The organism is Streptomyces aurantiacus (genome assembly GCF_027107535.1).
In the GTDB taxonomy this organism is placed as follows: Bacteria; Actinomycetota; Actinomycetes; order Streptomycetales; family Streptomycetaceae; genus Streptomyces.
Genome location: NZ_CP114283.1, coordinates 8,851,843 through 8,877,943, shown reverse-complemented (window position 1 = coordinate 8,877,943; position 26,101 = coordinate 8,851,843). Strand labels below are relative to the sequence as shown.

Below are 26,101 nucleotides of genomic sequence, written 5' to 3'. Positions count from 1 at the left end.
CCCAGTGGACAGCCGCCCGATTGTGGACAACTCACTCACCCGAAGGGGAAGTTCCCCCCCACATACCAAGAGCGGCACCCAACCCAAAACAGGATTACCCCCTGCGACGGGACCGGCGCCTCGCACAACGGGACCGGGCGCCCCCGCACAACGGGACCGGGCGCCCCCGCACAACGGGAGCGGGCCGTGCCGGTACGTCGAAGCCCGCCGCGTAGGGCTCCTCCAGGAAACGACACGTACAAAACCAACAGCAGGACACCCGGCAGCGGCGGGCTCGACGTACCGGCACGGCCCCGACCCCGACGGCACGGCCCCGACCCCGACCCCGACGGGAGACCCCAACCCGACGGGACACCCGACCCCGACCCCGACCGGACCCCTCGACCCCGACCGGCCGCGCGCCCCCTACGGCAGCTCGATCCCCGGATCCATCCCGCCCAACGCCGACGCACACAGACAATCCCGCGCCCCACCGACGGGCAGCCCCGCCACCGCGTCGAACAACACCCCTCGCAACCGGTCCACATTCGCCGCGAACACCTTCAGCACCTCCTCGTGGGAGACGCCCTCCCCGGTCTCGGCGCCCGCGTCGAGGTCGGTGACCAGCGTCATCGACGTGTAGCAGAGCTCCAGCTCACGGGCGAGCGCCGCCTCGGGATGACCGGTCATGCCCACCACGGACCAGCCCTGCGCCTGGTACCAGAGGGACTCCGCACGGGTGGAGAACCGCGGCCCCTCGATCACGACCAGCGTCCCGCCGTCCACCGGCTCCCAGTCGCGCCCGCGTGCGGCCCGGAGTGCGACCTCGCGGCCGACGGGGCAGTAGGGGTCGGCCAGCGAGACGTGGACGACGTTCGGCGTGCTGCCGCCGGCCACCGGCAGCCCGTCGAAGTACGACTGCACCCGGGACTGCGTACGGTCCACGAACTGGTCCGGCACGAGCAGCGTCCCGGGCCCGTACTCGGGGCGAAGCCCGCCCACGGCGCACGGACCGAGCACCTGGCGGGCGCCGACGGAGCGCAGTGCCCACAGGTTGGCGCGGTAGTTGATGCGGTGCGGCGGCAGATGGTGGCCGCGGCCGTGCCGGGGCAGGAAGGCGACCCGCCGCCCGGCGATCTCGCCGAGGAAGAGGGAGTCACTGGGCGGCCCGTAGGGGGTGTCGACCTGTATCTCGGTCACGTCGTCGAGGAACGAGTAGAAGCCCGACCCGCCGATGACGCCGATCTCGACGTGCTCCGTGTTCGCCCCGACGTTCTCAGTGTTCGCCATGAACGGCACCCTAGCCGGGCCGGGAAACGCCGAAGACCCTGCCGTCCGCGACGACAGGGTCTCGTAAGAAAGAGGCGCGAGGAAGCCTTAGGCGGCGTTGCTGCCGGAGGACGAACTCGTGGACGACTTGGAGTCCGAGGACGACTTCGACCCCGAAGACGACTTGGAGTCCGAGGACGGCTTGGAGTCCGACGTGGACGATTTCGAGTCGGACGACGAACCCGACTTCGAGGCCGGGCTGCTGCTCGACGACGAGCCGCGGCTGTCGTTCCGGTAGAAACCGGAGCCCTTGAAGACGATGCCCACGGCGGAGAACACCTTCTTCAGGCGGCCACTGCAGCTGGGGCACTCGGTCAGGGCGTCGTCGGTGAACTTCTGCACCGCCTCGAGGCCCTCGCCGCACTCGGTGCACTGGTACTGGTAGGTCGGCACTTGTCTTCCTCCTGGCACTCTCACTCAATGAGTGCTAACGACGGTCCATAGTGACGTATTCCTCGGGATCAGTCCACTGTCACCGGCACGCGGTGACCCACGCCACGTGCGACGGTCCGGTTCACCACCGGTGGAACGAGCCGCGAGCGCAGGGCGAGCAGGGTCGCGAGGGCGAGCAGGGTGCCGCCCATCGGGACGAGGAAACCGGCGCCGTCCCAGAAGCGGTCCTCCAGCTGTCCGGCGATGGTGACCGCCGCCGCCTGGCCCAGCGCGACCGCGCCGGTCAGCCAGGTGAAGGCCTCCGTGCGGGCGCCCGCCGGAACCAGTCCGTCGACCAGCGTGTAGCCGGTGATCAGGGTCGGCGCGATGCACATGCCGACGAGGAGGCCGACCCCGGCGAGGACGACCACCGACTGCGCGGCCCACAGTCCGGAGGCGGCCAGGGCCAAAGCCGCGTACCCGATGACGAGGCGGCGGCGCGGGGCCACCTTCCAGGCGATCGCGCCGCAGACGATGCCGGAGAGCATGTTGCCCGCAGCGAACGTCCCGTACAGAACGCCGTTCAGGCCGGGCTCGCCGATCGACTCACTGAACGCGGCGAGCGAGACCTGCATGCCGCCGAAGACGGCGCCGATGCCGAGGAAGGCCACGATCAGAACGCGTACGCCGGGGACCGACAGCGCGGAGGCGTGCTTCACGCGCGCGTGCCCGCCGACACCGACGGACGGCTGACTGCCGCGCTGGGCGGCGAACAGCAGGCCGCCCACGAGGGTCAGCGCGGCCTCGGTGAGCAGTCCGGCTGCCGGGTCCACGGCGGTGCACAGGGCGGTCGCCAGAAGCGGGCCGAACACGAAGGTCAGCTCGTCCGTGACGGACTCGAAGGCCGCCGCGGTCGTCATGAGGGGGGAGCCCTGGAGCTTGACGCCCCAGCGGGCACGCACCATGGGCCCGACCTGCGGCACCGAGGCGCCGGTCGGCACGGCGGCGGCGAACAGCGCCCACAGGGGGGCGTCCGCGAGGGCCAGTGCGGTCAGGGAGAGGCCTGCCAGCGAGTGGACGACGACGCCGGGGAGCAGCACGGCTCGCTGGCCGTGGCGGTCGGCGAGGCGGCCGGTGAGCGGCGCGAACAGCGCCATGGAGACACCGGTCGCGGCGGCGACGGCGCCTGCGGTGCCGTACGAGCCGGTGGTGTGCTGCACGAGCAGCACGATGGAGATGGTCAGCATCGCGAACGGCTGTCGCGCGGCGAAGCCGGGGAGCAGGAACGCCCAGACGCCGCGCGTACGCAGCAGCCGGCCGTATCCCGGGCGGGAGGAGACCGGAGTCCTGGCGGACTCCGAGGTGACCGTGGATGCCACGGCCCGTGCCTTTCTGCCGCCTGGTAGCGCGGCCCCATTCGTGGGGCGCGGGGCGCCGAGAGCTGTCCTCTTGCGCGGAACTGCGGTAGATACCGGGCCGCCCACTGCGAGGGGCACCGCGGCCGCCATACGGTCGCGCCAGCACTGCGTCAGGCAGAGTTGGTCGATCAGTGTGCCTTGATGATACAGGGGCGAACGCCAGCCCACCTGTGAAAACCAGCACTCTTTCACCCCCTGCCTGCGTTTTCTCGCCGCTGCCGCTGCCGCTGCCGCTGCCGCTGCCGCTGCCGCTGCCGCTGCCGCTGCCGCTGCCGCTGCCGCTGCCGCTGCCGGCCGGGGTCGCCGGGGCTGCGGCTCAGTCCTCGGCGTCGTTGCCGCCCGTCCCCAGCCAGCCCGCCAGCTTGCCACCCTGCCCGACCGCGCGCAGCCGTCGCTCGGCGGCGTCCCGGACCGGGTCCGTCGCCACGACGAGCAATTCGTCCCCGCGTCTGAGCACGGTCTCAGGAAGCGGAACGAACGATTCTCCGCCGCGTACGACCAGCGTGACCGCGGCGCCCGCGGGCAGCCTCAGCTCGTTGATCTCGACGCCGTGCATCTTCGACCCCTCCGGGATCGCGACGGACAGCAGGTGCCCGCGCAGCCGCTCCAGCGGCGCGGACTCGATCCCCAGGTCGGCGGTCTCCGAGGACTTGGCCAGGCCCAGCTGCCGGGCCAGCCAGGGCAGCGTCGGGCCCTGGACGAGGGTGTAGGCGACCACCAGGACGAAGACGATGTTGAAGATGCGACGGCTGTCCTCGATGCCGCTCACCATCGGGATGGTGGCCAAAATGATGGGCACGGCGCCGCGCAGCCCGGCCCAGGACATCAGGGCCTGCTCCTGCCAGGGCATACGGAACGGCAGCAGGGCCAGGACGACGCTCAGTGGCCGCGCCACCATCGTCAGCACCAGACCGATGACGAGCGCCGGCCAGACGTCGTCGCCCATCTCGTGCGGTGTGACCAGCAGGCCGAGCAGCACGAACATGCCGATCTGCGCGATCCAGCCCAGCCCGTCGGCGAAGCCGCGCGTGGCGGGCCAGTGCGGCAGCCTCGCGTTGCCCAGCACCATCGACGCCAGGTACACGGCGAGGAAGCCGCTGCCGTGGGCGAGGGCCCCGGCCGCGTACGCCGCGACCGCGATCGCCATCACCGCGATCGGGTAGAGGCCGGAGGCGGGCAGCGCCACATGCCGCAGCCCGTACGCCCCCAGGAAGCCCACCGCGAGACCGATGGCCGCTCCGATGGCCAGCTCCAGCGCTATCACGCCGAGCAGGTGGTACCAGTGATCCACCGGACCCGCCGTGGAGAACGCGACGACGAGAATGACCACCGGGGCGTCGTTGAAGCCCGACTCGGCTTCCAGGATGCCCGTCACGCGGGAGGGCAGGGGCACCTTGCGGAGCACCGAGAAGACCGCCGCCGCGTCCGTCGAGGACACCACCGCGCCGATGATCAGCGCCTGCCGCCACTCCAGCCCGATCAGGTAGTGGGCTGCCGTCGCCGTGACGCCGACGCTCACCGAGACGCCGACGATCGCCAGTGAGGAGGCGGCCGCCAGCCCCGGCTTGACCTCTTTCCACTGCGTGCCCAGACCGCCCTCGGCGAGGATCACGACCAGGGCCGCGTATCCGATGACCTGGGTCAGTTCGGCGTTGTCGAAGTGGATGTCGCCGATGCCGTCCTGGCCCATGGCGACGCCGATGCCCAGGTAGACGAGCAGGCTGGGGAGCCCGCTGCGCGAGGAGATCCGAACCGCCGCCACCGCGACGAGCAGAACGAGCGAGCAGACGAGCAAGAGCTGGTTGAGGTGGTGGACAGTCAGCGGCTGTTCCCTTCTCGCCGTTCCTGGTGGATCAGTCTGACCAGTCGGATCACTGTGGCCGATCGGGCCGGTGGCACCGTCGGGTCACCGTGGGAATTCAACTGTGGCCGATTCAGCTGCTCCGATGCTTCAACTACTTCGTTACCTTACCTAACTCTTGACGCTTTCTTGACACTCGGCAAGGCAAGATCGAACTCCCGTCCGCCCGGGTTGCCGACTCCGCGTCAAGTCCGGGTTGGCCCTGCGCCTATGGTTGCTCCAGCGCTCAGTCAAATGGACAAGCCCGCCTGCCGCTCGCGTGAGGACAGCAAGGACAGCGATGCCCCCCAACACCACCGCATCTTCCGGTCAAAAGCCCGGCAAGTCCGGCAGGAAGAAGGGGCGCAGAGCCCGTCTGATCCTGATCGTCCTGGTTCTGGCCATCATCGGCGGCGTCGCCTACGGGGCGTTCTGGAGCATCAGCACCGTCCGTGCCTCCTTCCCGCAGACCAAGGGTTCCCTCACGCTCGACGCCCTGTCGGGCCCCGTGGACGTGAAGCGGGACGGCCACGGGATCCCGCAGATCTACGCCTCGACCGACGAGGACCTGTTCATGGCGCAGGGCTACGTCCAGGCGCAGGACCGGTTCTACGAGATGGACGTCCGCCGCCACATGACCGCGGGCAAGCTCTCCGAGATGTTCGGCGAGAGCCAGGTCGACGAGGACGAGTTCCTGCGCACGCTCGGCTGGGAGCGGGTGGCGGAGAAGGAGTACAGGACCAAGCTGTCCGCGGAGACGAAGAAGTACCTCCAGGCCTACGCCAAGGGGGTCAACGCCTACCTGAAGGGCAAGGACGGCGCGGACATCTCCCTGGAGTACGCGGCTCTGGGCTTCTCCAACGACTACAAGCCCAAGGCGTGGACCCCGGTCGACTCCGTGGCCTGGCTCAAGGCGATGGCCTGGGACCTGCGCGGCAACATGCAGGACGAGATCGACCGCTCCCTGATGACCAGCCGCCTCGGCCCGAAGCAGATCGCCGACCTGTACCCGGACTACCCGTACGACCGGAACAAGCCGATCGTGCAGGAGGGCCAGTACAACAGCGTCACCGAGGAGTACGAGCAGAGCAGCGGCACCGGAACCGGAACCGCTGCGGGCTCCGCGGCCGGCACCGGGCTGGCGAACGGCACCACGGCCCCCTCGGGACTCCAGAGCCAGCTGTCGGGTCTCTACAACGTGCTCGACGACGTCCCCGAGGCCGTCGGCGTGAACGGCAACGGCATCGGATCCAACTCCTGGGTCGTCGGCGGCGAGCACACCATCAGCGGCAAGCCCCTGCTGGCCAACGACCCGCACCTGTCGCCCTCGCTCCCGTCGGTCTGGTACCAGATGGGCCTGCACTGCAAGAGCGTCTCGGAGAAGTGCCGGTACGACGTCTCGGGGTACACCTTCGCCGGCATGCCGGGTGTGGTGATCGGCCACAACGAGAACATCTCCTGGGGCATGACCAACTCCGGCGCCGACGTCACCGACCTGTACCTGGAGAAGCTCACCGGGGACGGCTACGAGTACGACGACAAGGTGCTGCCCTTCACCACCCGCAAGGAGAAGATCGACGTCGCGGGCGGTGAGAGCAAGTCCATCGTCGTCCGGGAGACCAACAACGGCCCGCTGCTGTCCGACCGCTACGACGAGCTCGTGAAGGTCGGCAAGAAGGCCGGTGTCGACAGCGCGGCCCCCGACCGCGGCGACGGCTACGCGATCGCCCTGCGCTGGACCGCCCTGGATCCGGGCACGTCCATGGACGCCGTCTTCGCGATGAACAGGGCCGCGAACTGGACGGACTTCCGCAAGGCCGCCGCCCTCTTCGACGTGCCGTCGCAGAACCTGGTCTACGCGGACACCGAGAACCACATCGGCTACCAGCTGCCCGGCCGGATCCCGATCCGCGGCGAGGGCGACGGCTCGCTGCCGTCGCCCGGCTGGGACTCCGAGTACCGCTGGACCGGTTACATCGATCAGGACGAGCTGCCGTACGAGTACGACCCGAAGCGCGGATACATCGTGACCGCCAACCAGGCCGTCGTCGACAAGGACAAGTACCCGTACACGCTCACCACGGATTGGGGCTACGGCACGCGCAGCCAGCGGATCGCCGATCTGATCGAGTCGAAGATCAAGAACGGCGGCAAGGTCTCGACGGACGACATGCGCCAGATGCAGCTCGACAACAGCAGCGAGATCGCCAAGCTGCTGGTGCCCAAGCTGCTCAAGATCGACGTGGACGACAAGTACGTCCGCGAGGCGCAGAAGCTCCTGGAGGGCTGGAACTACACCCAGGACGCCGACTCGGCCGCGGCCGCGTACTTCAACGCGACCTGGCGCAACATCCTCAAGCTCGCCTTCGGCAACAAGCTGCCCAAGGAGCTGCGGGTCAAGGGCCAGTGCCTGTACGTCGAGCCGACCGACTCCACGGGCCCGGTCGACAACGAGGACGACAAGGTGCGCGAGTGCGGCCAGCGCGACGCGGACAGCGCGCAGCCGGACGGCGGTGACCGCTGGTTCGAGGTGGTCCGCAAGATCCTCGACGACGAGGACAACGACTGGTGGTCGGCGCCCAAGACGCGCACCGACCAGACCGTCGTGGACACGCGTGACGAGCTGTTCGCGCGGGCCCTCACGGACGCGCGCTGGGAGCTCACCGCCAAGCTCGGCAAGGACATCGACACCTGGAGCTGGGGCCGGCTGCACCGGCTGTACCTGAAGAACCAGACGATGGGCATCGAGGGTCCCGGCTTCCTGCAGTACATGCTCAACCGCGGCCCGTACAACATGGGCGGCGGCGAGGCGGCGGTGAACGCCACCGGCTGGAACGCGGCGGGCGGCTACTCGGTGGTCTGGGTGCCGTCGATGCGCATGGTGGTGAACCTCGACGACTTCGACAAGTCCAAGTGGATCAACCTCACCGGTGCCTCCGGCCATGCCTACAGCGCCCACTACATCGACCAGACGGGCAAGTGGGTCAAGGGCGAACTGCTGCCGTGGGTCTCCTCGGACCGGGCGGTCGACAAGGCCACGTCGGACACACTGGTGCTGCAGCCCTAGACGGCAGGTGAAACGGCCCTCCACGCGCGCGTGGAGGGCCGTTCGCGTACCCGGCCGCTCCAGGAGGGTCAGCGGAAGCGGTGTACTGCCGAAGGCGTCACCGCCGCGTGCACCGGCCGGTCGTGCGGCTCCTCGGGGACGCGGCCGACCACTTCGGAGTCGTACAGCAGCACCACCAGGGCCGGATCGGCGGCCGCCCGCTCCAGACGGGTGAGCACCCGGTCGTACGATCCGCCGCCGCGGCCGAGCCGCATTCCGCGCGCGTCCACGGCGAGGCCCGGCAGCAGCACGGCGTCGGCCGCGAGCACGGCCTCCGGGCCCAGCCGGTCGCCCGCGGGCTCCAGGAGCGTCATCCTGCCCCCGTGCCGGACGCCGACGAGCGAGTCCGGTCCGTCGTACGCGCCCCAGTCGAGGTCGTTGTCGGCCAGCAGCGCCGGGAGCAGGACGTGCACTCCGCGCGCGTGGAGCGCGTCGAGGAGCGCGCGGGTGCCCGGTTCACTCCCCACGGACACGTAGGCTGCCACCGTGCGCGCGTGCGCCAGTTCGGGCAGCTCCAGGGCGCGGGCGGCGAGTGCGGCCCCGGTTTCCCGCACGTCACCGGCCGTCAACCGGCTCCTCACCGCGAGGAGCTCCCGCCGCAACCATCGCTTGCCAGACTCGTCTTCGGGTCCCAGGCCGCTCATAGACTTGTTCCGTACCCTTCATAATGCGCTCATATGAGAGCGAATTAACCGGAGCCACAGATTCCCTACAAAGGCACCGGATATGGTGGCGTGCATGACTCAGGCACACCCAAGGATCAGCAAGGCTGTCATCCCCGCAGCAGGTCTCGGCACCCGGTTCCTGCCGGCCACCAAGGCCACTCCCAAAGAGATGCTGCCGGTCGTCGACAAGCCGGCGATCCAGTACGTGGTCGAGGAGGCCGCCTCCGCGGGCCTCGATGACGTCCTCATGATCACGGGACGCAACAAGCGCCCCCTCGAGGACCACTTCGACCGCAACTACGAGCTGGAATCCGCCCTTCAGAAGAAGGGCGACGCCAACCGGCTCGCCAAGGTGCAGGAGTCAAGCGACCTCGCCACCATGCACTACGTCCGCCAGGGCGACCCCAAGGGCCTCGGCCACGCCGTGCTCTGCGCCGCCCCGCACGTCGGCGACGAGCCCTTCGCCGTGCTCCTCGGTGACGACCTCATCGACCCGCGCGACCCGCTGCTCAAGCGCATGGTCGACGTCCAGGAGCAGCACGGCGGCAGCGTCGTCGCGCTCATGGAGGTCGAGCCCGAGCAGATCCACCTCTACGGATGCGCGGCCGTCGAGGCCACCGAGGACGGCGACGTCGTCAGGGTGACCGGCCTCGTCGAGAAGCCCGACCCGGCCGACGCCCCCAGCAACTACGCGATCATCGGCCGCTACGTCCTCGACCCGCACATCTTCGACATACTCCGCAAGACCGAGCCCGGCCGCGGCGGCGAGATCCAGCTCACCGACGCCCTCCAGCAGCTCGCGGACGACGAGAAGGTCGGCGGCCCCGTGCACGGCGTCGTCTTCAAGGGCCGCCGCTATGACACCGGCGACCGCGGCGACTACCTGCGTGCCATTGTCAGACTCGCGTGCGAACGTGAAGACCTGGGCCCGGACTTCCGGACCTGGCTTCGCAGTTACGTCACCGAGGAGATGTAGGAACTTGAGCAGTGCCGCGACCCGTGTCACCGGCCAGGACCACCTCTGGTCGGTGACGGAGCACCTGGAGGACATCCTCGCGACCGTGCGCCCCCTCGAACCGATCGAGCTGCAGCTCCTCGACGCCCAGGGCTGCGTGCTGGTCGAGGACGTCACGGTGCCGGTCTCCCTGCCGCCGTTCGACAACAGCTCGATGGACGGGTACGCGGTCCGGGTCGCCGATGTCGCGGGCGCCAGCGAGGAGTACCCGGCGGTCCTCACGGTCGTGGGCGACGTGGCGGCGGGCCAGTCCGAGCTGCTCCACGTGGGCCCCGGCCAGGCCGCCCGCATCATGACGGGCGCCCCGCTGCCGCCCGGCGCCGAGGCCGTCGTCCCCGTCGAGTGGACCGATGGGGGCCTCGGCGAGGGACCCGTCTTCGGCATGCGCGCCCGCAGCGCGTCCCCCGAGGGCGCGTCGGGACAGGTGCACGTCCACCGCCCGGCGCAGGCACGCGCGCACGTGCGCGCCAAGGGCAGCGACGTGAAGGCCGGCGACCGCGCGCTCTCCGCGGGCACCGTGCTCGGCCCGCCGCAGATCGGGCTGCTCGCCGCGATCGGCCGGGGGACCGTCCGCGTGCACCCGCGCCCCCGCGTGGTGGTCCTGTCCACCGGCAGCGAACTCGTCCAGCCCGACACGGAGTTGGCCACCGGCCAGATCTACGACTCCAACAGCTTCGCGCTGTGCGCCGCGGCCAGGGACGCCGGAGCGATCGCCTACCGGGTGGGCGCGGTCGCCGACGACGCCGACACACTCCGCGCCACCATCGAGGACCAGCTCATCCGCGCCGACCTCGTGGTCACCACGGGCGGCGTCAGCGTCGGCGCGTACGACGTCGTCAAGGAGGCGCTCTCCTCGGTCGGCGACGAGGACGAGGAGGGCGGCGGCATCGACTTCCGCAAGCTCGCCATGCAGCCCGGCAAGCCCCAGGGCTTCGGCTCCATCGGCCCCGACCACACCCCGCTGCTCGCGCTCCCGGGCAACCCCGTCTCGTCGTACGTGTCCTTCGAGCTGTTCGTGCGCCCCGCGATCCGCGCCCTGATGGGCGTCGACGACATCCACCGGCCCACCACCAGGGCGAAGCTCCGCACGGACAAGGCACTCACCTCACCCGCCGGACGCCGTCAATTCCTGCGCGGACAGTACGCGAACGGGGAGGTGACGCCCGTCGGCGGCGCCGGATCCCACCTGATCGCGGCCCTCGCACAAGCCGACGCGCTGATCGTCGTCCCGGAGTCCGTCGAGTCCGTGGAGCCCGGCACCGAGGTCGAGGTGGTCCTGCTCGGCTGAGAGCGCCGACTTGGGGGTACCGTGTCGCGCACAACAGGCCCGACCGGGAGCGCCGCCACAGCATGAGTACGCAGGACCGACTGACCCACATCGACGAGGCGGGCGCCGCCCGCATGGTCGACGTGTCCGAGAAGGACGTGACCGCACGCACGGCTCGCGCGAGCGGCCGCGTGCTGGTCTCGCCCCGTGTGATCGAGTTGCTGCGCGGCGAGGGAGTGCCCAAGGGCGACGCCCTCGCCACCGCGCGCATCGCGGGCATCATGGGCGCCAAGCGCACACCGGATCTGATCCCGCTCTGCCACCCGTTGTCGGTGTCGGGTGTCAAGCTTGACCTGTCGGTCGCGGACGACGCCGTCGAGATCCTGGCCACCGTGAAGACCACCGACCGCACGGGCGTCGAGATGGAGGCCCTCACCGCGGTCACCGTGGCGGCGCTCACCGTGATCGACATGGTCAAGGCGGTCGACAAGGGGGCGGTCATCACGGACGTGCGTGTGGAGGAGAAGACGGGCGGCAAGTCGGGCGACTGGAGCCGGGCATGACGGCGCAGCCCGGGCCGGCGGCCGAAGGCGCGCCGGCCGCCCCGTACAGCGCCCTCGTCGTGACGGCCTCGAACCGCGCGGCGGCCGGTGTCTACGAGGACAGGGGCGGGCCCCTGATCGCTGAGGGACTCACGAAGTTCGGCTTCGCCGTCGACGGGCCTCGGGTGGTTCCCGACGGGGACCCCGTCGAGAGCGCGCTGCTCAGCGGCGTCGAGGCGGGATACGACGTCATCGTGACCACCGGCGGCACGGGCATCTCGCCCACCGACCGCACCCCGGAGGCCACGCGCAAGGTGATCGCCTACGAGGTGCCGGGCATTCCCGAGGCCATCAGAGCGTTCGGAAGGGACAAGGTCCCGACGGCCGCGCTCTCCCGCGGTCTCGCCGGCGTCGCGGAGAGGACGCTGATCGTGAACCTGCCGGGCTCCACCGGCGGGGTCCGGGACGGCCTGGCCGTCCTCGAACCCCTGCTGGCCCATGCCGTCGACCAGATCCGCGGCGGCGACCACCCCAGACCCGGCGGCAGCGGGGGTGCGAGCTGAACACCCCATCCTGGCCGGTCGAGCTGGTGGACGGCGATGTGGTCCTCAGGCCCATAAAGCTGCGCGACCAGCGAGCCTGGCGTGACGTCAACCGGCGCAACCGCGACTGGCTGCGCCCCTGGGAGGCGACCATCCCGCCGCCCACGCCGAGCGGGCCGATCGCCCACCGGCCGACGTACCGCCAGATGGTCCGGCATCTGCGCACCGAGGCGAACTCCGGGCGGATGCTGCCGTTCGTCATCGAGTACCAGGGGCGGCTCGTCGGGCAGTTGACGGTTGCCGGAATCACCTGGGGCTCCATGTGTTCGGGTCATATCGGCTACTGGGTGGACGAGGCGGTCGCCGGTCGCGGAGTGATGCCGACGGCCGTCGCTCTGGCGTCCGACCACTGCTTCCGGACCGTTGGTCTGCACCGCATCGAGGTCTGTATTCGGCCCGAGAACGGACCGAGCCGGAGGGTCGTGGAGAAACTCGGATTCCGCGACGAAGGCCTTCGTCCCCGTTATCTGCACATCGACGGCGCCTGGCGTGACCACCTCGTCTTCGCGCTCACGGCCGAAGAGGTACCCGAAGGACTGCTGGCCCGCTGGCGGCGCACACGGTCGCGGAACACGTCTGAAAACTCACCGCGGGACACGCCCCGGAACACCGCGTAAATGAAATAGGTGTTCGAAAGTGATCGGTGATCGACCATCCTCAGGCATTGATTTCGCACTCCCGGTGGCCTGCTGATCGCATCGGTCACAAAAAAAGCTCGAAATATCAGCCAGATCGTGCGACACACCGGCTCAATTGGCAGATGGCCTCACGCAAACCCCTCTACCGTGTGAGGCGTGAGCAGCAGCGGCCTCATCTACGCAGTCATTGTCGGGGCCTGGGCCGCCTACTTGGTGCCGATGTGGCTCCGTAGGCAGGACGAGCTGAACGAAGCCCGTCCGACGGAACGCTTCAGCACCGCCATCCGGCTTCTCTCCGGACGGGCGGGCATGGAGCGCCGGTACGCCAAGGACCTGCGGGCGCGCTCCACCGAGGAGGGGGAGCAGCGTGCCGACCCGGACGGCGTCACCGACTCGGTGGACGTCCGGGCCTTCGCCATGCCTCCGACCCGCCGTGAAGTACGGGCCGATGTCGGCGATGCCCGGGACGCACGCGATGCCCGGGACGCACGCGATGCCCGGGACGCACGCGATGCCCGGGACGCCCGGGAGGACGCGCGGTCCGAGGCGCAGGCCCAGCAGGCGCAGGCCCAGCAGGCGTCGCGCCAGGCGTCTCGGCAGGCGTCCACGACGGCGCCGAAACCCGGCTCCCAGGCCTCGGCCCACCCGGCGCCGAAGCAGAGCCGTACGACGGGCGGCCGGCCCGTGCCCCAGCAGGGCGCCAAGTCCTCGCCGAACGGATCACCCGCGTCGTCTCCCGCGCGGCGGGCCGCCGCGGCGGAGGCCGCGGCCCGCGCCCGGCGTTCGAAGGTGCTCGCACGCAGGCGGCGTACGACCGTCCTCCTCTTCGCCGCCTTCACGCTCGGCGCGATCGTCGCTGCCGTCGGCGGGCTCGCGTTCTTGTGGGCGCCCGGCGTTCCCGCGGTGATGCTGAGCATCTACATCGCGTACCTGCGCTCCCAGGAGCGCCGGCGCTTCACCTACGTGATGGACCGCAGGCGCGCCGAGGTCGCCGCCCAGCGGCTGCGCGAGCGGCAGCCCCGGAGGCGGCCGCCCGTCGAGCCCGGCACCGCCGACGAACCGGAGGACGGACCCGAGCCCCGGACCGACCCCGGCCTGTCCGCGCTCGCCGCCGACCGCCGTGCCCTCGTCGAGCAGACCGACCATGCCGAGTGGGTCGACCAGCAGCGCGAGCGCCGCCACGGCCCGGCCCGGGGCGAGAGCTGGGACCCCGTCCCGGTGCCCCTGCCGACGTACGTGACGGCCCCGGTCGCCCCGCGCGCCACCTCCGACGTCGACCTCGGCGGGCCCGACGCGTGGAGCTCGGCCCGGTCCAGCACGGTCGAGCCGAACGCGGACTGCCCGACGGACGAGGCACCCGGTGCGGAGGAGGAGCTGGGCGAGCCCGACGAGGACGACAACTCGGACAGCGCCGCGGACGCCCGGCGCGCGGCCTCGGCCCGCCGCGCCCGCGAACGGGGCCGCACCCCCCTCTTCGACCAGTACGAGGACGGCGACCGGCCGCGCGCGGCCAACGAGTGACGACGCCTCAGAAGTCCCCCGGAAGCCCTGCCCCTGACCAGCGGGAGAGCGCCCGGGAACGGATTTCCAAGCACCCGGACGGGGATGCTAGAGTTTCACTCGTTGCAAGGGCCTGTGGCGCAGTCTGGTAGCGCACCTCGTTCGCATCGAGGGGGTCTGGGGTTCAAATCCCCACAGGTCCACGCAGCTCAGAGCCCCAGTCGGTTTCACCGACTGGGGCTCTGACGTGTGTGCGGCTAGTGCGCGTCGACCATCTGCAGGTGGTAGCCGGTGACGCGGACGTTCTTGCCGGAGGGCGGGACGACGGCCGTGGTGATCAGGGAGTTCGTGCGGGTGAGGCCGCTCGTGGTGGACCTGCCGTCGAGGTAGATGTCCGTGACCTCGGGCATGTCCTTGATGTTCAGCTGGGTCGAGCAGCGGGGGCCCTCGGCCTTCGGCCAGTTCCGGTAGTCCACCCCGAAGTCGTACAGGGCGATCGCGCCGCCGTCGGTGGTCCTCAGGCCGTACGCCGTCTCGGCCGCGGTGAAGCCCGTCTCGTACCGCCCGTCGACGCAGCCGTCGTCGAAGGCGGCGCGGTTCGCGTAGGACTTCTTCCAGGCCTTCACCGAGCGGGTGTCCGTGAAGACGGCGTCGGCCTTCCTGCCGCCCGTGACGTAGACGTCCTTCGAGAGGTCGCGCAGGTCGTCGAGCTTTGTCCCGCCCACGGAGTCCGAGGCCTTGAGGATCGTCGCGAAGCCGTCGTCGTCGAGCTTCACGGCCGGCAGTTTGCCGTCGGACTCGCCGACGGACACGGCCTTCCAGACGGCGCCCTTGTTCTTCGCCTTCTCGTAGTCCTTCACGTGCTCGAAGACCAGGAGCCGGCGGCGGTCCTTGCCGATGTCCTCGCCGGTGACCCGGGTGTCGACCATGAAGACCTGCGGCGAGCCCTTGCGGGGGATGTAGAAGCGCGCGCCCTCGACCGGGTAGTGGAAGGGGGTTCCGAAACCGGCCCGCTCCTTCTTCGGCAGGGCCTTGAACTGCGTGAAGGACGCCTGGCTCTGCTGGAGCAGGGCGCCGCCCTCCACCTCGGCGGTCCTGTCCGGGTTCTGCGTGGCGTTGGCCGCGTTGTTGACCTTCGTGTAGTTGCGCAGGACGGTCTGCGCCGACTTGAGGGAGATCACCCCGGCCGTCGCCGGGGACCCGCCCCGGGCGTTCGCGCCGGAGGTGTCCGAGCCGCCCTCGGAGCACGCGGTGAGGGCGAGTGCGAGGGCGGTGGCGGGCACGGCGGCTCGTACGAGTCCGGACGTGCGGTGGCGCGAAGTCATGAGTCCCCTGTCGTGGTTCCGGAGCCGTGCTCCGGTGCCGTGGTGCCGGTGGCGGAGGCGCGGGTCTCGTTCCGGTGTTCCGGTCCCGGCCGATGATCACGACAGGCTAGTGGCCCGGTCCGTGCCGGACCGGCGTCCTCACAGAAGCTTCGCGAAGCAGCGGCTGTCCTCGTGGAAGCGGTAGTGGCCGAACTTGACGCAGGGTTCGTAACCGCTGGACGCGTACAGGGCGATGGCCTCGGGCTGCTTGTTGCCGGTCTCCAGGACCATGCGGGTGCGGCCCGCCGCGCGGGCGTCGTCCTCCAGAGCGGCCAGGATGCGGCGGGCGAGGCCGTTGCCGCGGACCTCGTCGACCACGTACATGCGCTTCAGCTCCGCGTCACCGTCCGAGTAGCCCTCGTCGTTCTCGTCCTGGGTGCGCCAGCCGCCGGTGGCCACGGGGCGGCCCTCGGGGTCGTAGGCGATCAGGTACAGGCCGAAAGGCGGTTCGAACATCGACGCGTCGAGCGGGGTGACGTCGCCCTCGTCGCCGTAGCGCACGGCGTACTCGGCCTGCACCTGGTCGTTGAGCTTGACGGCGTCGGGGTGGTCGAAGGCGACCCGGCGTATATTCATGCTAGTCATCGTACTTCTATGCGTCCGGTGGGATGGAGCGGTTCGGTGTGCTCGTCCAGTGTGCCGGTATCGTGCCCGGGTGCTGACTGTGACCTCTGTGAATGTGAACGGGCTCCGGGCCGCGGCCAAGAAGGGCTTCGTGGAGTGGCTGGCGGGAACGTCCGCCGACGTGCTGTGTCTTCAGGAGGTGCGGGCCGAGCCCCAGCAGCTTCCCGAGGGCGTACGGCAGCCGGAGGGATGGCATGCCGTGCACGCGCCCGCCGCCGCGAAGGGGCGGGCCGGTGTCTCCCTCTACACGCGCCGCGAGCCCGACCGCGTCCAGGTCGGCTTCGGGTCCGCCGAGTTCGACGGCAGCGGGCGTTACGTCGAGGCCGACCTGCCCGGTGTCACCGTCGCCAGTCTGTATCTGCCCTCCGGCGAGGTCGGCACCGAGCGGCAGGACGAGAAGGTCCGGTTCATGGACGAGTTCCTCGCCCACCTGAAGGAACTGCGGGTGCGGGCCGCCGCCGACGGTCGCGAGGTCGTGGTGTGCGGCGACTGGAACATCGCCCACCAGCCGGCCGACCTCAAGAACTGGCGAGGGAACCGGAAGAACTCCGGGTTCCTGCCGGAGGAGCGGGAATGGCTCGGCCGCGTCTTCGACGAGGCGGACGGCGGGTACGTGGACGTCGTACGGGCGCTGCACCCGGATACGGAGGGGCCGTACTCGTGGTGGTCCTACCGCGGGCGGGCCTTCGACAACGACACCGGATGGCGCATCGACTACCAGGTGGCCACGCCCGGGCTCGCGGCCCGGGCCGTCAAGGGGTTCGTGGAGCGGGCGGCGACCCATGAGGAGCGCTGGTCGGACCATGCCCCGGTGACCGTCGTCTTCGACATGTGACGCGGCCCGGACGCGTGACAGGGCCGGGGGCCCGCGGCCTGGCCGGAGGGCTACGGCCGCTTCTGCAGGCGCCGGTCCAGGGCCATCGAGAGTTCCGCCTCCACCACGCTCTTCGCCAGGGGCCTCAGGCGCTGGAGGTCCTCCGGGGTGCGCTCCGGGGTGAGGACGAGACCGGTGAACAACTCGGCCAGGGCGTCGGCGTGTTCGCGCACGCGATGGGCGGCGGCGAGGATGTCCGTGAGGGGGACGCCCTCGCGGACGAGGGCCGCCGAGGTCTCCAGGAGCCGGCGGCTGATGTGGACGAGGTCCGTGCCGTCGGTGGCGAGATAGCCGAGGTCCAGGGACGCGGCGAGGTTCTCCGGTGTCGCCTGGCCCGCGAAGAAGTCGGCCAGTTCCTCGGGGGAGAGGCGGACCGGGGTCTCCTCGGTGGGCGCGCCGAGTCCGAGGAGTTCGCCCACGTCGCGGCCGTGGTCGAAGGCCTCGGCGAGCTCGGCGATGCCGTTGAGGGTGTGGCCGCGCTCCAGGAGTGCGGCGATGGTGCGCAGGCGGGCGAGATGGTCCTCGTCGTACCAGGCGATCCGGCCCTCGCGGCGCGGTGGCGGGATCAGCTTGCGCTCGCGGTAGAAGCGCAGTGTGCGCAAGGTGATGCCGGCCTCCCTGGCCAGCTCCTCCATCCGGTACTCCCGCTTGTCCGCCACACCGGCACCCTATGTCGTACCACCGGTAACTTTCGTGGGCGCAACCCCTACCCATCGGTACGGAGCTGCTCTACGCTCCCCATTGCGCCAGTGTTCACTGGCGCGGTCGTACGCGGCATGGAGGCATCGGGATGACCGAGCACGAGCATGTACGGGTGGCGGTGATCGGCTCGGGTTTCGGCGGCCTGGGCGCCGCCGTACGGTTGCGCCGCGAGGGCGTCACCGACTTCGTCGTCCTGGAACGGGCCGACAGCGTGGGCGGGACCTGGCGCGACAACAGCTATCCGGGCTGCGCCTGCGACGTGCCCTCCCACCTCTACTCGTTCTCGTTCGCGCCCAACCCCGACTGGCCGCGCACCTTCTCCGGGCAGGAGCACATCCGCGCCTATCTGGAGCACGTCACCGACGTCTTCGGGCTGCGGCCGCACCTGCGCCTCAACTCCGAGGTCAAGCGGATGACATGGGACGGCGAGCGGCTGCGCTGGGTGATCGAGACCAGCAGCGGGACCCTCTCCGCCGACATCGTCGTGTCCGCCACGGGGCCGCTCTCCGACCCCAAGGTGCCGGACATCCCGGGGATCGACACCTTCCCGGGCAAGGTCTTCCACTCGGCCCGCTGGGACCACGACTACGACCTGCGCGGCAAGCGGGTCGCGATGATCGGCACCGGCGCCTCGGCCGCCCAGATCGTGCCGGCGATCCAGCCGGACGTCGTGAAGCTCACCCTCTTCCAGCGCACCCCGCCCTGGGTGATGCCCCGCGTCGACCGGGCCATCAGCGGGGCCGAGCGCCTGCTGCACCGGGCGCTTCCCGTCACCGCGCAGCTGCGGCGCGGACTCCTGTGGGGCATCCGGGAGCTCCAGGTCCAGGCGTTCACGAAGCGGCCGGGCGAGCTGGGCCTCGTCGAGCAGCTGGCCAAGCGGAACATGTTCCGCGCCGTCAAGGACCCGGAGCTCAGGGCCAAACTGACCCCGGACTACCGCATCGGCTGCAAGCGCATCCTGCTGTCCAGCACGTACTACCCGGCCCTCGCCCAGCCCAATGTGGACGTGGTCGCGAGCGGGCTCGGCGAGATCCGCGGGTCCACCCTCGTCGCCGACGACGGCAGCGAGGCCGAGGTCGACGCGATCGTCTTCGGTACGGGCTTCCACGTCACCGACATGCCCATCGCCGACCGGGTCGTCGGCGTGGGCGGCAGGACGCTCGCCGAGGCATGGGCGCCCGGCATGAAGTCGCTGCGCGGCGCGACCGCGGCGGGATTCCCCAACTGGATGACGATCATCGGGCCCAACACGGGCCTCGGGAACTCCAGCATGATCCTGATGATCGAGTCCCAGCTGAACTACATGGCCGACTACGTACGCCAGTTGGACGTGCTCGGCGACCGCGCCGCCCTCGACGCGCGGCCCGCCGCGGTCGACGCCTGGAACCACCGGGTCCAGGAACGCATGAAGCGCACGGTCTGGTCCACCGGCGGCTGCAACAGCTGGTACCTCGACGAGAACGGCGTCAACACGACGGTCTGGCCGGGCACCACCACGGAGTTCCGCGGCGCCACACGGCGCGTGGACCTGGCGGAGTACGACCTGCTCCGCGCACCCGCCCCGGCACCGCCCGTGTCGTCCGAGCCGTCCGCCCGCGGTACGAAGAAGAAGGCCGAGGCAGGAGCATGAGCAGGCTGACACGGGTGGCCTTTGGCCCCTACGCCCCGCCCGTCCCCGCGCGCGAGCTGACGGCGGTCTCCGCCGACGGGGCGCGGCTGCACGTCGAGGTGCACGGAACCGTGGACGACGCCACGGCCCCGGCAGTGGTGCTCGCGCACGGATGGACGTGCTCGACCGCCTTCTGGGCGGCGCAGATACGGGACCTCGCCGCCGACCACCGGGTGATCGTGTACGACCAGCGCGGGCACGGCCGGAGCGCCGCGAGCCCCGTGTGCAGTACGGACGGGCTCGCCGACGACCTGGAGGCGGTGCTCGCGGCCACCCTCGCGCCGGGCGAGAAGGCGGTCCTGGCCGGGCACTCCATGGGCGGGATGACGCTGATGGCGGCGGCCGGACGCGCCGGGTTCCGGGAGCACGCGGCCGCCGTGCTGCTGTGCAGTACGGGCAGTTCGCGGCTGGTCGCCGAGTCGCTGGTGGTGCCGATGCGGGCCGGACGGCCGCGGACCTGGCTCACGAAGAGGATCCTCGGGTCCCGGGCGCCCCTCGGGCCGGTCACGCCGCTCGCCCGGCGCATCCTCAAGTACGGGACGATGGGGCCGGGTTCGGCGCCCGAGATGGTCGAGGCGTGCGCGCGGATCGTGCACGCCTGCCCCCGGCGGGTGCGGTACTCCTGGTCGAAGGTGCTCGACCTGCTCGATCTCGACCACGCGGTACGGGAGTTGGCCGTGCCGACCGCGGTCGTCGTCGGCACGGCCGACCGGCTGACGCCCGCCGTGCACGCGCGCGCCCTGGTCGCCGCGCTGCCCCAGTGCGTCGGCGTCACCGAACTGCCCGGGATCGGGCACATGACTCCGGTGGAGGCCCCCGAACAGGTCACCGCCCGGATACGGGAACTCGTCTCCACGTACGCAGTGATCAAGGAGGGCGCATGAGCCGGATCGGTCTGGAAGGGCAGGTCGCCGTCGTCACGGGGGCCGCGCGGGGCGTCGGAGAGCTGCTCGCCCGCAAGCTCTCCGCCCGTGGCGCCACCGTCGCGCTCGTCGGCCTGGAGGAGGAGGCGCTCAAGGGCGTCTCCGAGCGGCTGCACGGCGAGAGCGGCCACTGGTACGCCGACGTCACCGACCACGAGGCGATGGCGGAGGTCGCGCGGGAGGTGAAGGCGCGGTTCGGGAAGGTCGACATCGTCGTCGCCAACGCGGGGGTCGCGAGCGGCGGGCCGTTCGTCGACTCCGACCCGCTGGCCTGGCGGCGGGTCATCGAGGTGAACCTCATCGGGTCGGCCGTCACCGCCCGGGCCTTCCTGCCGGTCCTCATGGAGAGCCGCGGGTACCTGCTCCAGATCGCCTCTCTCGCGGCGATCACGCCCGCGCCGATGATGAGCGCGTACTGCGCGTCCAAGTCGGGCGTCGAGGCGTTCGCGCACAGTCTGCGGGCCGAGGTCGGTTACAAGGGCGTACGCGTCGGGGTCGGGTACCTGTCGTGGACCGACACCGACATGGTCCGCGGAGCCGATCAGGACGACGTCATGCGGGAGTTGCGCCAGCGGCTGCCGTGGCCCGCCAACAAGACGTATCCGCTGGGACCGGCCGTCGACCGGATCGTCGCCGGCATCGAGCGGCGGGCCGGCCACGTGTACGGGCAGTGGTGGCTGCGGGGGATGCAGGGGGTGCGCGGGTACCTTCCGGCGCTCATCGGGACGGTCGGACAGCGGGAGATGCGCCGGTTCGCGCCGCGGCTGGGGAGCGTGGGGACGGGGCTCGTCGGGGCCGGGGGAGCGGCTGACGAGTCGGCGCGCGACACCGTGCGTCACCGACCGTAACTGATCGAAATGCGCGCAATGTCCGTGCGTGTAAGTCTGGTCGAGCCCCGATCCCCTCACCCACAAACGGGAGTGAACCTCATGGGCATGAAGGACCAGTTCCAGGACAAGGCCGAGCGGCTTCAGCAGAACGCGAAGCAGAAGTCCGGCGAGCGGCGCGACGAGGCGAGCGAGCGCGGGCAGCAGATGCCCGAGCGCGAGCGGCCCGAGCGTGACCGTCCGGACCGTGAGCGCCCGGACCGTGAGCGTCCCGAGCGCGAGCGCACGGAGCGGGAGCGTCGGATGCCTGAGGAGTCGCAGCGGACTCAGCAGGACGCGCAGGGTCGGTTCGACCAGGACTTCGACATCTGACGAACGCGCCTGAAGCTCGGCCTTGGCCGGACTTGACGTGGGGTGCCCCTCTTCTCTGAGGGCGCCCCGCGTCTTTTTGTTGCCGCCGCTGCCGCTGCTGCTCCTGCTGCTCCCTGTCCCCTGCTCCCTGCTCCTGCTCCCGCTTCCTCGTTCTCGGGTGCGGGTCGGGTGTGGCTGGTCGCGCGGAACCCCCGCGCCCCTGACGGGGCGCGGGGGTTGGCCTCAGGCGCGTGGGGGGAGTTTCGGGCGGCTTCTGTCCGGGAGGCAGGTGTAGTCCGGTGGGGTGGCCGCCGGGTGGGCCGTCAGGAGGTCCAGGGCCAGGCGGACCGCGTCGTCCAGCTGGGCGTGGCGGCCTTCCGCCCAGTCCAGGGGCGTGCGCAGGACCTCCAGGTCCGGGACGACACCGTGGTTCTCGACCGACCAGCCGTACGCGCCGAACCAGGCCGCGTTCATCGGGACCGTGATGACCGAACCGTCGCCCAGACGGTGGCGGCCGGTCATGCCGACGACCCCGCCCCAGGTGCGCTGGCCCACCACCGGCCCCAGGCCGAGCAGTTTGAAGGCCGCCGTGATCATGTCGCCGTCCGACGAGGTCATCTCGTCGGCCAGGGCGACCACCGGACCGCGCGGCGCGTTCGACGTGTACGACACCGGTTCGGCGTTGCGGGTCAGGTCCCAGCCCATGATCGTCCGGGTGAGCTTCTCGATGACCAGCTCGCTGATGTGGCCGCCCGCGTTGCCGCGTACGTCGACGATGAGGGCCGGGCGCGACACCTCCATGCGGAGGTCGCGGTTGAACTGCGCCCAGCCCGAGCCGCCCATGTCCGGGATGTGCAGGTACCCGCACCGGCCGCCGCTCAGCTCCCGCACGACCTCGCGGCGTTTGGCCACCCAGTCCTGGTAGCGCAGGGGGCGTTCGTCGACGAGCGGGACCACGGCGACCCGGCGGGAGCGGCCCTCGCCGCCGGCCGGGGTGAAGGTGAGTTCCACGGTCGTGCCGCCCGCCGCCGCGAGCAGCGGGTACGGGCCGGTGACGGGGTCCACCGGACGGCCGTCCACATGAGTGAGCCGCGCGCCCTCACGGATGCCCGTACCGGCCAGCGGGGAACGCGCCTTCGAGTCGGAGGAGTCGCCGGGCAGGATGCGCTTGACGACCCAACCCCCGTCCCGGCACACGAAGTTGGCGCCCAGAAGGCCCTGGGGCCGCTGGTAGTGGGGCGGGCCCTCGTTGCGGCGCGCGGCGGAGACGTACGCGTGCGAGGTGCCCAGCTCGCCCAGCACCTCGCGGAGCAGGTCGGCGAACTCGTCGGGGGACGCGACCCGTTCGACCAGTGGACGGTACTGGTCGAGGACGCCGTCCCAGTCGATGCCGCACATGTCGGGTGCCCAGAAGTAGGCGCGGATGAGGCGGCCCGCCTCGGCGTACGCCTGGCGCCACTCGGCGGCGGGGTCGGCCTCGTGCAGGATGCGGCGCAGGTCGATCCAGACCGTCGTGTCGCCGTCACCGGACTCCGTGGAGGGGACCGCGCGCAGGTCGCCCTCGTCGACCACGACCAGCCGGCTGCCGTCACCGCTGAGCGCGAACCAGTCGAGATGGTCGACGAGTTCGGACTTCTTCGCCTTGGTGATGTTGAAGTACTCGAGGGTCGGACGGCCCGACGTGTCGTCGGGGTTGGCGAAGGTCTCCCCGAGCGCGCCCGAGATCGGCCACCGCAGCCAGACGAGGCCGCCGCCCGCGACCGGGTACAGGGCCGAGTACTTGGAGGCCGTGACCGGGAAGGGCGTCACGCGGCTCTCCAGGCCCTCGGTCTCGACGGTCGTCGCGCCCGCCCGGCCGCCCGTCTCGCCGTCACCCGGGCGGGAGGTGCCCGCGTCCGGGTCGTTCTCCGCCGGGTCCAGGCCCCCGGCCGCCGGGCGGCCCTCGGGGGTCAGGGCGAACGGGGACGGCGTCGCGGAGGACAGCGGCACGAGGTACGGGCGGCAGCCCAGCGGGAAGGACAGGTCGCCGGTGTGGACGTCGTACACGGGGTCGAAGCCGCGCCAGGACAGGAAGGCGAGATAGCGGCCGTCCCGGGTGAAGACCGGGTTCTCGTCCTCGAAGCGGCCGTTGGTGACGTCGACGACCGTGCGCGCGCCCGGCCCCTCGATCCGCGCCATCTTGATCTGCCGGAGCGTACGGCCGATGCCCGGGTGCGACCACGTCAGCCACGTCCCGTCGGGGGAGAAGGCGAGGTCGCGGACCGGCCCGTTGGCGGACCGGACGAGCTCGGTGACCTCAGCGTCCGCGGGCCCGGACGCGTCCGCGCCCCCTCCCGGGCCCCCGTCCGAGGCCCCTCCCGCGTCCCCGTCCGCCGTCGCGTCGATGAGGAGGAGCCGGCCGTCGTTGGAGGCGATCGCGAGCCGCTCGCCCTTCGGGTCCGAGACGAGTTCCAGGACGCGGCCGAGCTTCCCCGAGGCCAGCCGGCGCGGCTCGCGCGAGCCCGTCGCGCGCGGCAGGTACGCGATCTCGACGGCGTCCTCGCCGTCCGCGTCCGTCACGTACGCCACCTGCCCGCCCGAGCCGAGCATCTCGGGCAGCCGGACGCGGACTCCCGGGGTGTCCGCGATCGTGCGCGCCGGGCCGTCGCGGTGCGTGAGCCAGTACAGACTGCCGCGTACGACGACGGCGCTGGCCCGGCCCGTCTCGTCCACGGAGATCCCGTCGACGTGCTGGGCGGCCGGCACCTGGTACGGGCGGCGCCCCGCGCGCGGCCCGCCGAGCCGGACGTCGAGGTGGCGGGGCGGCGAGTCCCGGGCCAGGTCCTCGACGATCCACAGGTCGCCCGCGCACTGGTAGACGACGCGGGTGCCGTCGCTCGACGCGTGCCGGGCGTAGAAGGAGTCGTGGTCGGTGTGGCGCCGCAGGCCGGAGCCGTCGTGCAGGCACGAGTACAGGTTGCCGATGCCCTCGTGGTCGGAGAGGAAGGCGATCCGGTCGCCCACGAACATCGGCGAGTCCAGGTGGCCGTCGAGGTCGGCGAGGATGCGCTGCCCGTGCAGCCAGAGCCGCCCGGTGGCGCCGCCCCGGTAGCGCTTCCAGGCGGCGGGCTCGTGCGGGGGTGTGCCGGTGAGCAGCAGCGTCCTGCGTTCGCCGTGGAGGTTCGCGACGGCGATGTCGGAGACCGGGCCCCAGGGGAGCTTTCCGCCGGGGCCGCCGTTCACCGGCACGCTGTAGGCCCAGGTGAAGTACGAGAAGGGCTCGCCGTGCGAGGCGACGGCGAGGATGTCGCAGTTGCCCTCCTTGTCGGGGGGCGACCAGCCGCAGACCTGGGTGTCGGCGTTGCCCCAGTAGGTGAGCCGCCGGGCCGGGCCGCCGTCCACCGGCGCCAGATGGATCTCCGGCACGAGGCTGCGCCAGGTCGTGTACGCGATGTGCCGCCCGTCGGGGGAGAAGCGCGGGTGGCTCACCTTCGTGCGGTCGACGGTGAGCCGCCAGGCGCGGCCGGGCCCGTCCAGGGGTGCCACCCACAGGTCGTCCTCGGCCGCGAAGCAGAGGTGGCCGCCGCCGATATGGGGGAAGCGCAGGTAGGCGGCCGCCCCGCTGTCACCTCCGGCCTCTCCCGGCAGGGGCCCGTTCCCGTTCCTGGTCGCGTTCTCGTGCCTGTCCTCGTCCTGGTAGCTCACCCACCCATGCTTTTCCGGTGGGCGGGGCCCGGCAACTCGTGGTCCGGGGCACGGGAGCGCGCGGTCCGGGGGAGAGCCCGGTGGGAACTCGTGACCTGGAACACGTACGAAACGGTTTCGTTTCGCTTAGTGGTGCGGTACCTTCGTAGACGTACGAGACAGTTTCGTTCGAGTGGAAGAGGTGAGCGGGATGGCTGAGACAGTGACGACGCGTCGCAGCCGGATCACGCCCGAGCGCGAGGCCGAGCTGTACGAGGCCGTGCTCGACCTGCTCCGGGAGGTCGGTTACGACTCCCTGACCATGGACGCCGTGGCCGCCCGCACCCGGTCCAGCAAGGCCACCCTCTACCGCCAGTGGGGCGGCAAGGCCGAACTGGTCGCGAGGGCGATCCGGCACCACAAGCCGGTCGATCTCGCCCAGGTGGACACCGGTTCCCTGCGGGGCGACTTCCAGGCGCTGACGACCCGCCAGGACGACTGCCAGATGGAACAGGACTCCGCCCTGATGCGGGTCCTGGGCACGGCGGCCCACACCAACCCCGAGCTGCTGCGGGCCCTGCGCGAATGGCTGATCGAGCCGGAGCTGGCGGAGATGCGCCAGTTGGTGCAGCGTGCCGTCGACCGGGGCGAGGTCCGTGCGGACAACCCCGCGATCGACTTCGTGCTGCACATGATCATCGGTGCCTTCGTGGCCCGGACGATGATCGACGAAGAGCCACCGACCCAGGCCTTCCTGACCTCGTACATCGACGCTGTGGTCATCCCCGCCCTCGTCGCCTGACCCCCGTACCCGAGCCCGCCCCCGATCCT

Annotated in this window: 22 protein-coding genes and 1 tRNA gene; 14 read left to right on the top strand and 9 right to left on the bottom strand. The window is 71.0% G+C overall.

Going from position 1 to position 26,101, the window contains the following annotated elements; genetic code table 11:
- Positions 1-405: 405 nt before the first annotated feature.
- The 4 genes from O1Q96_RS41100 to O1Q96_RS41085 all read right to left on the bottom strand — a co-directional run bounded on the left by O1Q96_RS41100 (position 406) and on the right by O1Q96_RS41085 (position 4,893).
- Positions 406-1,269 carry an S-methyl-5'-thioadenosine phosphorylase gene (locus tag O1Q96_RS41100; protein ID WP_269252945.1) on the bottom strand — a complete coding sequence of 288 codons (864 nt, stop codon included), beginning with the start codon at positions 1,267-1,269 and terminating at the stop codon, positions 406-408.
- 87 nt (positions 1,270-1,356) lie between these two features.
- Positions 1,357-1,701 carry an FmdB family zinc ribbon protein gene (locus O1Q96_RS41095; RefSeq protein WP_269252944.1) on the bottom strand — a complete coding sequence of 115 codons (345 nt, stop codon included), beginning with the start codon at positions 1,699-1,701 and terminating at the stop codon, positions 1,357-1,359.
- A 68-nt stretch (positions 1,702-1,769) separates the two neighbouring features.
- The gene (locus O1Q96_RS41090) at positions 1,770-3,059 is read right to left on the bottom strand and encodes an MFS transporter (RefSeq protein WP_269252943.1); all 1,290 of its coding nucleotides are present in this window, start codon (positions 3,057-3,059) and stop codon (positions 1,770-1,772) included.
- A gap of 355 nt (positions 3,060-3,414) precedes the next feature.
- A complete protein-coding gene (locus tag O1Q96_RS41085; RefSeq protein ID WP_269252942.1) occupies positions 3,415-4,893 on the bottom strand; it encodes a potassium/proton antiporter in 1,479 nt (492 codons plus the stop codon).
- A gap of 346 nt (positions 4,894-5,239) precedes the next feature.
- Between O1Q96_RS41085 and O1Q96_RS41080 the strand changes: the two genes are divergently transcribed.
- The gene (locus O1Q96_RS41080) at positions 5,240-8,005 is read left to right on the top strand and encodes a penicillin acylase family protein (protein ID WP_269252941.1); all 2,766 of its coding nucleotides are present in this window, start codon (positions 5,240-5,242) and stop codon (positions 8,003-8,005) included.
- A 68-nt stretch (positions 8,006-8,073) separates the two neighbouring features.
- Here the strand turns inward: O1Q96_RS41080 and O1Q96_RS41075 are convergent, their stop codons facing one another.
- Positions 8,074-8,688, bottom strand: coding sequence for a 5-formyltetrahydrofolate cyclo-ligase (locus O1Q96_RS41075; RefSeq protein ID WP_269252940.1), 615 nt, complete (start codon positions 8,686-8,688; stop codon positions 8,074-8,076).
- Positions 8,689-8,782: 94 nt separating this feature from the next.
- Between O1Q96_RS41075 and galU the strand changes: the two genes are divergently transcribed.
- The 7 genes from galU to O1Q96_RS41040 all read left to right on the top strand — a co-directional run bounded on the left by galU (position 8,783) and on the right by O1Q96_RS41040 (position 14,476).
- Complete coding sequence (galU, locus tag O1Q96_RS41070) at positions 8,783-9,685, top strand: UTP--glucose-1-phosphate uridylyltransferase GalU (protein WP_269252939.1); 903 nt, start codon at positions 8,783-8,785, stop codon at positions 9,683-9,685.
- Between the two features lie 4 nt (positions 9,686-9,689).
- Positions 9,690-11,012: a molybdotransferase-like divisome protein Glp gene (gene glp, locus O1Q96_RS41065; RefSeq protein WP_269252938.1), complete on the top strand. Its 1,323-nt coding sequence runs from the start codon at positions 9,690-9,692 to the stop codon at positions 11,010-11,012.
- Between the two features lie 62 nt (positions 11,013-11,074).
- Positions 11,075-11,554, top strand: coding sequence for a cyclic pyranopterin monophosphate synthase MoaC (gene moaC, locus O1Q96_RS41060; RefSeq protein ID WP_143638866.1), 480 nt, complete (start codon positions 11,075-11,077; stop codon positions 11,552-11,554).
- Positions 11,551-12,096 (top strand): MogA/MoaB family molybdenum cofactor biosynthesis protein, encoded by a 546-nt coding sequence (locus tag O1Q96_RS41055; RefSeq protein ID WP_269252937.1) that lies wholly within the window; start codon positions 11,551-11,553, stop codon positions 12,094-12,096. Before moaC ends, O1Q96_RS41055 begins: the two co-directional genes overlap by 4 nt.
- A gap of 26 nt (positions 12,097-12,122) precedes the next feature.
- Positions 12,123-12,752, top strand: a complete 630-nt coding sequence (locus O1Q96_RS41050) for a GNAT family N-acetyltransferase (RefSeq protein ID WP_269252936.1) — start codon at positions 12,123-12,125, stop codon at positions 12,750-12,752.
- Between the two features lie 177 nt (positions 12,753-12,929).
- Positions 12,930-14,294 (top strand): gephyrin-like molybdotransferase receptor GlpR, encoded by a 1,365-nt coding sequence (locus O1Q96_RS41045; RefSeq protein ID WP_269252935.1) that lies wholly within the window; start codon positions 12,930-12,932, stop codon positions 14,292-14,294.
- Between the two features lie 108 nt (positions 14,295-14,402).
- Positions 14,403-14,476, top strand: a tRNA-Ala gene (locus O1Q96_RS41040).
- 54 nt (positions 14,477-14,530) lie between these two features.
- Here O1Q96_RS41040 and O1Q96_RS41035 read toward each other — a convergent pair.
- Together O1Q96_RS41035 and O1Q96_RS41030 are read right to left on the bottom strand one after the other, a co-directional pair.
- Positions 14,531-15,598: a DUF8094 domain-containing protein gene (locus O1Q96_RS41035; RefSeq protein WP_269252934.1), complete on the bottom strand. Its 1,068-nt coding sequence runs from the start codon at positions 15,596-15,598 to the stop codon at positions 14,531-14,533.
- Positions 15,599-15,736: 138 nt separating this feature from the next.
- Positions 15,737-16,213, bottom strand: coding sequence for a GNAT family N-acetyltransferase (locus tag O1Q96_RS41030; RefSeq protein WP_269252933.1), 477 nt, complete (start codon positions 16,211-16,213; stop codon positions 15,737-15,739).
- A gap of 79 nt (positions 16,214-16,292) precedes the next feature.
- Here O1Q96_RS41030 and O1Q96_RS41025 point away from each other — a divergent pair, with 79 nt between their 5' ends.
- Complete coding sequence (locus O1Q96_RS41025) at positions 16,293-17,096, top strand: exodeoxyribonuclease III (RefSeq protein ID WP_269252932.1); 804 nt, start codon at positions 16,293-16,295, stop codon at positions 17,094-17,096.
- Between the two features lie 50 nt (positions 17,097-17,146).
- On the opposite strand, the gene O1Q96_RS41020 is transcribed toward O1Q96_RS41025, so the two are convergent.
- On the bottom strand, positions 17,147-17,770 hold the full coding sequence (locus O1Q96_RS41020; RefSeq protein ID WP_269253932.1) for a MerR family transcriptional regulator: 624 nt from the start codon (positions 17,768-17,770) through the stop codon (positions 17,147-17,149).
- Positions 17,771-17,925: 155 nt separating this feature from the next.
- Between O1Q96_RS41020 and O1Q96_RS41015 the strand changes: the two genes are divergently transcribed.
- The 4 genes from O1Q96_RS41015 to O1Q96_RS41000 all read left to right on the top strand — a co-directional run bounded on the left by O1Q96_RS41015 (position 17,926) and on the right by O1Q96_RS41000 (position 21,628).
- Complete coding sequence (locus O1Q96_RS41015) at positions 17,926-19,467, top strand: flavin-containing monooxygenase (protein WP_269252931.1); 1,542 nt, start codon at positions 17,926-17,928, stop codon at positions 19,465-19,467.
- Entirely contained in the window at positions 19,464-20,390 is a 927-nt protein-coding gene (locus tag O1Q96_RS41010; protein ID WP_269252930.1) for an alpha/beta fold hydrolase, read from the top strand. Before O1Q96_RS41015 ends, O1Q96_RS41010 begins: the two co-directional genes overlap by 4 nt.
- Positions 20,387-21,277 (top strand): SDR family oxidoreductase, encoded by an 891-nt coding sequence (locus O1Q96_RS41005; protein ID WP_269252929.1) that lies wholly within the window; start codon positions 20,387-20,389, stop codon positions 21,275-21,277. Before O1Q96_RS41010 ends, O1Q96_RS41005 begins: the two co-directional genes overlap by 4 nt.
- 87 nt (positions 21,278-21,364) lie before the next feature.
- Positions 21,365-21,628 (top strand): hypothetical protein, encoded by a 264-nt coding sequence (locus tag O1Q96_RS41000; protein WP_331276094.1) that lies wholly within the window; start codon positions 21,365-21,367, stop codon positions 21,626-21,628.
- Between the two features lie 222 nt (positions 21,629-21,850).
- On the opposite strand, the gene O1Q96_RS40995 is transcribed toward O1Q96_RS41000, so the two are convergent.
- Positions 21,851-25,234 (bottom strand): S41 family peptidase, encoded by a 3,384-nt coding sequence (locus O1Q96_RS40995; protein ID WP_269253931.1) that lies wholly within the window; start codon positions 25,232-25,234, stop codon positions 21,851-21,853.
- Positions 25,235-25,481: 247 nt separating this feature from the next.
- On the opposite strand from O1Q96_RS40995, the gene O1Q96_RS40990 reads away from it, so the two are divergent.
- Positions 25,482-26,072 carry a TetR/AcrR family transcriptional regulator gene (locus O1Q96_RS40990; RefSeq protein WP_269252927.1) on the top strand — a complete coding sequence of 197 codons (591 nt, stop codon included), beginning with the start codon at positions 25,482-25,484 and terminating at the stop codon, positions 26,070-26,072.
- Positions 26,073-26,101 lie beyond the last annotated feature (29 nt).